The organism is Modestobacter excelsi (assembly GCF_005930495.1).
GTDB classification, from domain to species: Bacteria; Actinomycetota; Actinomycetes; order Mycobacteriales; family Geodermatophilaceae; genus Modestobacter; species Modestobacter excelsi.
In genome coordinates, this window is the sequence record NZ_SJEX01000124.1 from 1 (window position 1) to 9,206 (window position 9,206).

Below are 9,206 nucleotides of genomic sequence, written 5' to 3' on the forward strand. Positions count from 1 at the left end.
GGGCCACCTGGGGCGGCTGGCCCTGCGGCACGTCGCGGAACGGGCCGGACGGCTCGTAGCCGCCACCGCAGCCGGTCAGCAGCAGGCACCCGAGCGTGACCACGGCCCACCGCCGCGCACCCGGTCCCGCTGTCCGCCGTGCCACGACCGCAACAGTACGGCGGCCGACCGACGGGGACCGCCGTCCGCGCTGCAGGGTCCACCGCCGGGCACCTAAGGTCGGGACCCGTGCCCGACACCGCCCCTCCCGCGCCCGTCCTCGACCTCGGCGCCGACGAGACGCTGCACGTCCTCGTCCCCTCGCGTGCGCTCGCCGAGGCGGTGGAGGCCGTCTCCCCGCGGATCCGCGCACACCGGTTCGACCCGGCCGACGGGGTGCCCACCGGGAAGGCCACGCAGGCCCAGGTGATGGTGCCCCGCGGCGGCGGCGAGCTCTCCGCCGAGGTCTGGGACGCGCTGCCACACCTCCGGCTGGTCCAGCTGACGAGCGCCGGGGCGGAGAAGTTCGTCGGCCGGCTGCCCGAGCGGGTCGTGCTGTGCAACGCCCGGGGGGCGCACACCCCGGCCACCGCGGAGTGGGCGGTGGCTGCCACGCTCGCCGCCCAGCGCGGCATCCCGCACTTCACCCGGCTGCAGGAGGCCGGGCGCTGGGAGATGCGCACCGACCACTCGCTGGTCGGCGCCCGGGTGCTGATGGTCGGCGCCGGGGACATCGGCCGCACGATCGGCCGGATGATGGCCGGCTTCGACGTCGACGTCACCTGGGTCGCCCGGACGGCGCGCGAGGGGGTGCACGCCTTCGGCGAGCTGCCCGGCCTGCTGCCGCACGCCGACGTGGTCGTGCTGATCGTCCCGGTCACCCCGGAGACCACCGGCATGGTCGACGCCGCGTTCCTCGCCGCGATGAAGGACGACGCGCTGCTGGTCAACGCCGCCCGCGGGGTGGTCGTGGACACCGACGCCCTGCTCGCCGAGCTCACCGCCGGTCGATTGCGGGCGGCGCTCGACGTCACCGAGCCCGAGCCGCTGCCGGAAGGGCACCCGCTGTGGTCGGCCCCGGGGTTGCTGCTCACCCCGCACGTCGCCGGCGCCGTCCCGGACGCCAACGAGCGGGCGACCGCCGCGGTCACCGACCAGCTGCAGCGGGTGCTCGACGGCCAGCCCCTGCAGAACGTGGTCGCCGACTACTGAGAGGACCCCCTCGCCCCCCACCGCTCGCGGGCTCGCGGCGGGCCCCTGCGAGGGGCCTACACCTGGGGGATGCGGCCGCCGGAGAGCTGGGCGAGGCGGGGCAGGTCACGCGCGCGGAGCACCGGCAGCCGCACCTGGGTGCCGGCGGCGGTCACCAGCCACAGGTCGCCGCGCTGCCCCACCCGGATGCCGGCCAGCTCCCCCCAGGGCACGGTGCGCGCCCCGGCCAGCGAGCGCACGGTGATCCCGTCGTCGCCGACGTCGACGCCCGCGCGGTGGACCCAGGCGGCCAGCGCCGCCGGGACCACCAGCAGCAGGAGCAGCCAGGGGGTGGCGTTGGCCAGCGGCAGCAGGCAGATCGCCAGGAACGTGATGGGGAGCAGCGCGGTCCGGCCCATGCGCAAGCGAGCGACAGCCACGACCCCAGATCCTCCCAGATGCTGGGACGGCGGCCCCCGGGCCGGCCGCACCCGAGCACCAGCGGCCTACCATCCCCGGACGTGACGACCGTGGAGGACCGACCCACCCGCAGCGACAGCACCGCCGACGTCAAGCCCCGCAGCCGCGAGGTCACCGACGGGGACGCCAAGGCGCCCGCCCGGGCGATGCTCCGCGCGGTGGGCATGGGCGACGACGACTGGGTGAAGCCGCAGATCGGCGTGGCCTCGTCCTGGAACGAGATCACCCCCTGCAACCTCTCGCTGGACCGGCTGGCCAAGCGGGCCAAGGAGGGCGTGCACGCCGCCGGCGGCTACCCGCTGGAGTTCGGCACGATCTCGGTCTCTGACGGCATCTCCATGGGCCACGAGGGCATGCGTGCCTCGTTGGTCTCCCGCGAGGTCATCGCGGACTCGGTCGAGACCGTCATGTTCGCCGAGCGGCTGGACGGCTCGGTCCTGCTGGCGGGCTGCGACAAGTCGCTGCCCGGCATGCTCATGGCCGCCGCGCGGCTGGACCTGGCCAGCGTCTTCGTCTACTCCGGCTCGACCCTGCCGGGGAAGCTCGGGGACAAGGACCTCACGCTGATCGACGTCTTCGAGGGCGTCGGGGCCTGCGCCGCCGGGAAGATCACCCGCGACGAGCTGACCGCCATCGAGAAGGCTGCCTGCCCGGGCATGGGCTCCTGCGGCGGCATGTACACCGCCAACACGATGGCCAGCGTCGCCGAGGCCCTCGGCATGGCGCTGCCCGGCAGCGCCGCCCCGCCGGCCCCCGACGCCCGCCGCGACGCGATCGCCATCGCCTCGGGCGAGGCCGTGGTGGAGCTGCTCCGCAAGGGCATCACCGCGCGGCAGATCATGACCAAGGAGGCGTTCGAGAACGCCATCACCGTCGTCATGGCGCTGGGCGGCTCGACCAACGCCGTCCTGCACCTGCTGGCGATCGCCCACGAGGCGGAGGTGGACCTCGACCTCGACGACTTCAACCGGATCGGGGACCGTACGCCGCACCTGGCCGACGTCAAGCCGTTCGGGCGTTTCGTGATGACCGACGTCGACCGCGTCGGCGGCGTGCCGGTCGTGCTGCGCGCGCTGCTGGACGCCGGGCTGCTGCACGGCGACGTCCTCACCGTCACCGGGAGGACGATGGCGGAGAACCTCGCCGAGATCGCCCCGCCGGACCTCGACGGCACGATCGTGCACGCGATGAACGACCCGATCCACACGACCGGCGGCCTGACCATCCTGCGCGGCTCGCTGGCCCCCGAGGGTGCGGTGGTGAAGTCCGCCGGCTTCGACGCCGACGTCTTCGAGGGCACCGCCCGGGTCTTCGACGGGGAGCAGGGCGCGATGGACGCCGTCACCGAGGGCACGCTGCAGCAGGGCGACGTCGTGGTCATCCGCTACGAGGGACCCAAGGGCGGGCCGGGCATGCGCGAGATGCTCGCCGTGACCGGGGCCATCAAGGGTGCGGGCCTGGGCAAGGACGTCCTGCTGCTCACCGACGGGCGGTTCTCCGGTGGCACCACCGGGCTGTGCGTCGGGCACGTCGCGCCCGAGGCCACCGACGGCGGCCCGATCGCCTTCGTCCGGGACGGCGACCGGATCCGGTTGGACCTGGCGGCCCGCACCATGGACCTGCTGGTCGACGACGACGAGCTGGCCCGCCGCCGCGAGGGCTGGGCACCGCCGGCCCCGCGGTACACCACCGGCGTGCTCGGCAAGTACGCCAAGCTCGTGGGCTCCGCGGCGCAGGGAGCCATCACCAGCTGACCGCCCCCGCCCGTCCGGGCATGGCCCGGACGGGTGAGGCGGTCGGCCCGCGGGCTGTCGTCACGGGCACGGGGTGCCGACCTCCTCGAGGTGCAGCACAGGCGCCGGCGGGCTTCCGCGGAGTGGCTGCTCGCCGTCCCGGTGCTCACCGGGGCCGCGGGCGGTGTCGCGCCGACGGTCGCGGACGTGCTCCTGCTGACCACCGCGCTGGTCACCGCCGCGCTGCTGTGGACGCGTGGCACCCGGGTGGACCCCGGGGGCCCGCGCCGGGGGGTGCTCCGCGGCTGGCGGTTGCTCGCCGTCGCCGTGGTCGTCGGGCCGGTCAGCGCCGGCGCCGTCGCCCTGGTCGACCGGCAGTCGACCCGCGGCCCGTCGGACACCGTCGGTCAGCTCGTCTCGCTGCCGTCGGTCCTGCTCGCGCTGGTCGCCCTGCTCACCCTCTTCACCCGCCACCAGCTCCGCGCCGGCGGCGCCCGGCTGCTGACCGAGACGGCGCTGTTCTTCAGCGCCTCGGTCGTGCTGGCCCAGGTCCTCGTCGTCGGTCCCGCGCTGGCCGGTCAGCCGCTGACCACGCCGGCGCGCGTCGTCCTCGAGCTGATCTGCCTCCTGACCGCCGGCGTGCTGTCCGCCGTCCTGGTGCTCATCGCCGTCTCCTCCGGTGCCCGCCGGGTCAGCGGTGCCCTGCTGCTGCTGGCCGCCAGCGCGTGGGCCGGCGCCCGCGGGCTGGTCGTCGCCGGCGACGACCAGCACCTGTCCGTGCTGCCGGACTGGGTCGTCGGCGCCCAGCTGGCCGGTCTCGTGCTGCTCTGCCTGGCCGCGCTGCGCGACCCGGGCGCGGACGCCGTCGCTCCGCCCACCCGCACCACCGCCCGGCTCAGCCTGGCCGGGCAGCTGCTGCCGCACCTGGTCATGGTCGTGGCGGTCCTGGTCTACCTCGGCGTCCCGCTCGCCGGTGGCCGGCCCACCCCGGCCGCCGGGGCAGCGCTGCTCAGCTGCCTGGCGCTCACCGCCGTCCACCGCGCCGTCGCCGCCCGCGACGAGTCGCGGGTGGGCAGCCGGCTGCGCCGCAGCGAGGCGTACTTCCGGTCGCTGGTGCGCTCCAGCAGCGACGCGGTGCTCATCCTCGACGGCGACCTGCGGGTGAGCTGGGCCGCGCCGGCGCTGCTGCCGCCGGCGGGCGCACCGGCGCTGCCCGGCCGCCCCCTCGCCGACGTCGTCCACCCCGACGACGCCCAGGCGGTGCGCGGCTGGCTCGCCGGGGGCGCCCCGACCGGGTTGCGCAGCTTCCGGCTGCAGGACGCCTCCGGCGACTGGCGGGTCTTCGAGGCCGGGGTCAGCGACCTGCGGGCCGACGACGACGTGCAGGGCCTGGTCCTGCAGTGCCGCGACGTCACCGCCCGGCTCGACCGCGAGCTCGAGCTGAGCTCGCTGGCCTACACCGACCCGCTCACCGGCCTGCCCAACCGGGTCGCGCAGCAGGGCGCCCTCGACGTGCTGCTCGCCGGGCTGGCCGACCCGGCCGCCGAGGACGCCGCGCTCCTGCTCGTGGAGGTGCACGGCCTGTCCGCCGCCGGGGAGCACGCCGGCCGGGACGTCGTCGACGTGGCCCTGGTGGAGATCGCCCACCGGCTGCGCGCCACCGTGCGCGCCGAGGACCAGGTGGCCCGGATCGGCCCCGAGCTGTTCAGCGTGCTGGCGCACGGCACCGGCGACGAGCCGGACCGGGTGGCCTCCCGCTGCCTGTCGGTCATCGACGGCCCGGTGACCACCGAGGCCGGCATCGTCGACCTGACCGCCGTCGTGGGGCTGGCCCCGCTGACCGCCGGGCTCACCGCGGAGGCCGCCCGGGACCGCGCGGAGCTCGCGGTCCGGGACGCGCGCGCCGCCGGGGTCGGCTCGGTGCGCCGGTACCGGGCCGAGCTGACCGCTGCCCGCGACCGCCGGGAGCAGCTGCGGCTGGACCTGGTGGGCGCCCGCGAGCGGGGTGAGCTGAGCCTGGTCTGGCAGCCGATCGTCGCCCTCGCCGACCACCGGGTCACCGGCGTCGAGGCCCTGCTGCGCTGGCAGCACCCGCTCCACGGCGACGTCCCGCCGGAGGAGTTCCTGCCGCTGGCGGAGCGGGCCGGCCTGCTCGTGGAACTGCAGCGCTGGGCGCTGCACAGCGCGACCACCGCAGCGGCGACGCTGCCCGGCCACGGACTCGAGCTCAAGCTGGGGGTCAACGTCTCCGCCGAGCACCTGGCCGCCGGCACGCTGGTCGGCGACGTCGCCTCCGCGCTGCGGGAGAGCGGCCTGTCGCCCGAGCGGCTGGTCGTCGAGATCGCCGAGTCCGCGCTGGCCGGCCGGGACGCCACCGACGACGTCACGGCGCTGCGGCTGATGGGCGTGCGCCTGGCCCTGGACGACTTCGGCAGCGGCAACTCCTCCCTGCGCGGCCTGGGGCAGCTGCCGGTCGACATCATCAAGCTGGACCGGGCGCTGCTGTCCCGGGTGGACCGGGACGCCTACACCCGGGCCATCTTCGAGGCCGTCCTCTCGCTGGGGGCCGCGCTGTCGGTCGCCGTCGTCGCGGAGGGCGTGGAGACTGCCAGCCAGCTCGGCGTCCTGCAGGCGCTCGGGTGCGGCTACGCGCAGGGCTTCCTGCTCGCCCGGCCGATGAGCCTGTCGGCCCTGGAGGGGCTGCTGGAGTCCCACGACGGCCTGCTGTGGCCGGGCATCGTCGGGCGGGTGGGCACGTGACCGCCCTCCGGTCGACCGGCACCCGCCTCCGGGCGCTGCCGCGCCCCCCGGCCGGGACCGCCGCACCGGCGGGCCGGCCGCGCACCGCGGTCCTCGCCCCGCTCGCCCTCCTGGCCCTGCTGCTGGTCGCCGGACCGTTCCTCTGGCCTGCTGCCACCGGCACCACCGGTCCCGCGGTGCTCGCCGCCGGCTCGCTGCTCACGGCCGCGCTCCTGCTCGGGCACGGCCGGTGGCCGGGTGCGGGAACCCGCCCGCGCCGTGCCTTCGCGCTCCTCGCCGGGCTGCTCGCCGCCGGGCAGGCGACCGCCGCCGTCCTCGGGGTCGGGGTGAACCCGGCCACCAGCGGGCTGCAGGACCTCCCGCTCGTGCTGGCCGTCCCGCTGGCCCTCGTGGCCAGCGGTGGACTGGTGCGGGCGGCCGCCGGGCAGGTCACCTCCCGCGTCCTGCTGGACGCCGGGGTGGCGCTGGTCGCCCTCGCCGCGCTGCTCGAGGCGGTCCTGCGCAGCGCGCTCGCCGGTCGCGGCGGGGCGTTCGACCAGCTGCTCTCGCTGGGCTACCCGGCGGTGGGCGTGCTGCTCTGCGCGGTCGGGCTGGTCACCTTCGCCGGCGTCGACGAGTCCCGGCGGGCCGCGGCCGGCTGGCTGCTGGCCGCCTCCACCTGCCTGGCCGTGGTCTGCACCGCCGCCGCGGTCGCCGTCGCCCGGCCCTCCGCGGGGCTGGACCTGGTGACCGGCACCGCCTGGCTGGGCATGCTCGCGGCGGGGACCCTGTCCGTCGCGGCGGACCCGGGTCGCGCCCCGTCCACCGGGCAGCGCGCGACCACGGTGCCGCTGCTCGGCGTCGTGATCAGCCACTGCGCGGCCTTCGGCGTCGTCCTGCTGCTGCTGGTCGGGCGGGTCCTCGGCCGGACCATCCTGCCGCTCGAGGCGGGGGCCGCCTGCCTGCTGCTGGTGCTCACGTTCGCGCGGACCCTGGTCTGGGCCGCCGACGGCGCCCGGCTGACCCGCCAGGTGCTGCGCACCGAGGCCTACTTCCGCACCCTCGTGCACGGCGCCGCCGACATCACCATCGTGCTCGACCGGGACGGCCGGATCACCTGGGACTCCGGTGCCGGTTCGCACCCGCACGGCTGGACGGCCCGTGAGCTCGAGGGCCGGTCGCTGGCCGACTTCGTCCACGACGAGGACCGTGCGGAGCTGGCGGCGGTCCTCGCTGCCGGCACCGACCCCGACCGCGGGCGCGGGCGGGTCTTCCGGCTGCGCTCGCGGGACGGCCGGTGGCCGGCGTACGAGACCGTGCGGATCGTGCCCTCCGGGCCGCTGCCCTCCCTGCCGCTGCCCTCCCTGCCGCCGGGCACGGCGGAGGCCGGCGGCGGTGCCGGGCTGGTGCTGCACCTGCGGGACGTCGACGACCGGCGGCAGAACGAGCTCGAGCTCGAGCGGATGGCCTACACCGACTACCTGACCGGGCTGCCTAACCGAGCCCGGCTGATGGCCGCGCTGGACAGCGCCCGTGCCCGGACCACCGAGGGCGACAGCGCCTGCCTGCTGCTGCTGGACCTGGACGGCTTCAAGGCCGTCAACGACATCGCCGGGCACGACGCCGGGGACCTGCTCCTCGGCGAGGTCGCCGACCGGCTGCGGGCCACCGTGCGCGACCGGGACCTGGTGGGCCGTCTCGGCGGCGACGAGTTCGCCGTCGTGGTGCGCGCCGGGCTGACGGAGTCCACCGCCCTCGCCGAGCGGATCCTCGCCGAGCTGACCGGCGTCCACCGGGCGGTGCCGACCCCGGGCACCGACCCGGACCTGGTCTTCGACGTCTCCTGCAGCATCGGCGTCACCGAGCTGCACCCGGCCGACGACGTCCCGGTCACCTTCCGGAACGCCGACCTGGCGCTGCGCGCGGCGAAGGCGGCCGGCAAGGGCTGCGTCCGCCAGCACGGGGAGACGGCGGACGCCGCCACGGTCCGCCGCACCCGGCTGGCCCGCGACCTGCCCGACGCGCTCTCCCGCGGCGAGCTCCGGCTGGTCTACCAACCGGTGGTCGGGGTGGCCGAGCGCCGCGTGCTGGGGCTCGAGGCACTGGTCCGCTGGGACCACCCGACCCTGGGCGAGGTCCCGCCGGACGAGTTCATCCCGCTGGCCGAGGACGACGGCCTGATCGTGCCGCTGCAGCGCTGGGTGCTGGAGCAGGCCACCGCGGAGCTCGCCGTGCTGCTGCGGCAGGGCCGTGACCTGCAGCTGGGCGTGAACATCAGCGCCCGGCACCTGCAGTCGGGCAGTCTGGTGCCCGATGTCTCCGCCGCGCTGGGCAGGGCCGGGGTCCCGCCGCGCAGGCTGATGCTCGAGGTGACCGAGTCGCTGTTCATCAGCGAGCCCGACCGCGGCGGTGAGGACCTGCAGACGCTGCACGACCTGGGCTGCGTCATCTCGCTGGACGACTTCGGCCGGGGGTACTCGACCTTCGCCTACCTGACCCGGCTGCCGGTGGACGTGCTCAAGATGGACCGGGAGTTCCTGGCCGGCATCGAGGACGACGAGCGCAGCGCCGCCCTGGTGCTCAGCGTCATCGAGCTGGGCCGGCGGCTGTCCATCGACGTGGTCGCCGAGGGCGTCGAGACACCGGGGCAGCTGGCCGCCCTGCGCGCGCTGGGCTGCCGGTACCTGCAGGGCTTCCTGCTCGGCCGGCCCACCGCACCCGCGGACCTGCCGGCCGTCATCGACGCGTTCGACGCCGGGCTGCTGGACGCCGCGGTGCCGGCGACGGCAGGGGCACTGGTCCCCGCCGTCCCAGCTGATGAGTGACGCTGTCCCAGCCAATGGGACGGCACGGTTGACGGCGGACGCGTGCGGGGCGCAGAGTGTGCCTGTGCCCCGCACGCGTCTGCTCGTAGCGATCCGCTAGCGCGCCGGTCCCCCGACCGACGCGCCACCCCTCCGTGCCATCGGCACGAGGGGTTTTTTGTTGGCCGGGCACCGTCCGGCCGACGCTCTCCGGACCAGCGACAGCCCCGCAGCACCCCACCCCGCGCCCAGGGAGATCGTCCAGATGAGCACCACCACC

5 protein-coding genes are annotated in these 9,206 nt (G+C 76.1%); 4 read left to right on the forward strand and 1 reads right to left on the reverse strand.

Going from position 1 to position 9,206, the window contains the following annotated elements; translation table 11 throughout:
• The first annotated feature begins 228 nt into the window (after window positions 1–228).
• On the forward strand, window positions 229–1,191 hold the full coding sequence (locus tag FHL80_RS24175; RefSeq protein ID WP_138735879.1) for a 2-hydroxyacid dehydrogenase: 963 nt from the start codon (window positions 229–231) through the stop codon (window positions 1,189–1,191).
• 56 nt (window positions 1,192–1,247) lie between these two features.
• Here FHL80_RS24175 and FHL80_RS24180 read toward each other — a convergent pair whose 3' ends face one another.
• Window positions 1,248–1,610, reverse strand: coding sequence for a PH domain-containing protein (locus FHL80_RS24180; RefSeq protein ID WP_138735880.1), 363 nt, complete (start codon window positions 1,608–1,610; stop codon window positions 1,248–1,250).
• Between the two features lie 81 nt (window positions 1,611–1,691).
• Here FHL80_RS24180 and ilvD point away from each other — a divergent pair, with 81 nt between their 5' ends.
• The 3 genes from ilvD (at window position 1,692) to FHL80_RS24195 (ending at window position 8,947) form a co-directional block, all read left to right on the forward strand.
• Window positions 1,692–3,404 carry a dihydroxy-acid dehydratase gene (gene ilvD, locus FHL80_RS24185; protein WP_138735881.1) on the forward strand — a complete coding sequence of 571 codons (1,713 nt, stop codon included), beginning with the start codon at window positions 1,692–1,694 and terminating at the stop codon, window positions 3,402–3,404.
• A 90-nt stretch (window positions 3,405–3,494) separates the two neighbouring features.
• On the forward strand, window positions 3,495–6,143 hold the full coding sequence (locus FHL80_RS24190; protein ID WP_138735882.1) for a putative bifunctional diguanylate cyclase/phosphodiesterase: 2,649 nt from the start codon (window positions 3,495–3,497) through the stop codon (window positions 6,141–6,143).
• Entirely contained in the window at window positions 6,140–8,947 is a 2,808-nt protein-coding gene (locus FHL80_RS24195; protein WP_138735883.1) for a putative bifunctional diguanylate cyclase/phosphodiesterase, read from the forward strand. The genes FHL80_RS24190 and FHL80_RS24195 overlap by 4 nt, the downstream gene beginning before the upstream one ends.
• The last annotated feature ends 259 nt before the right edge of the window (window positions 8,948–9,206 follow it).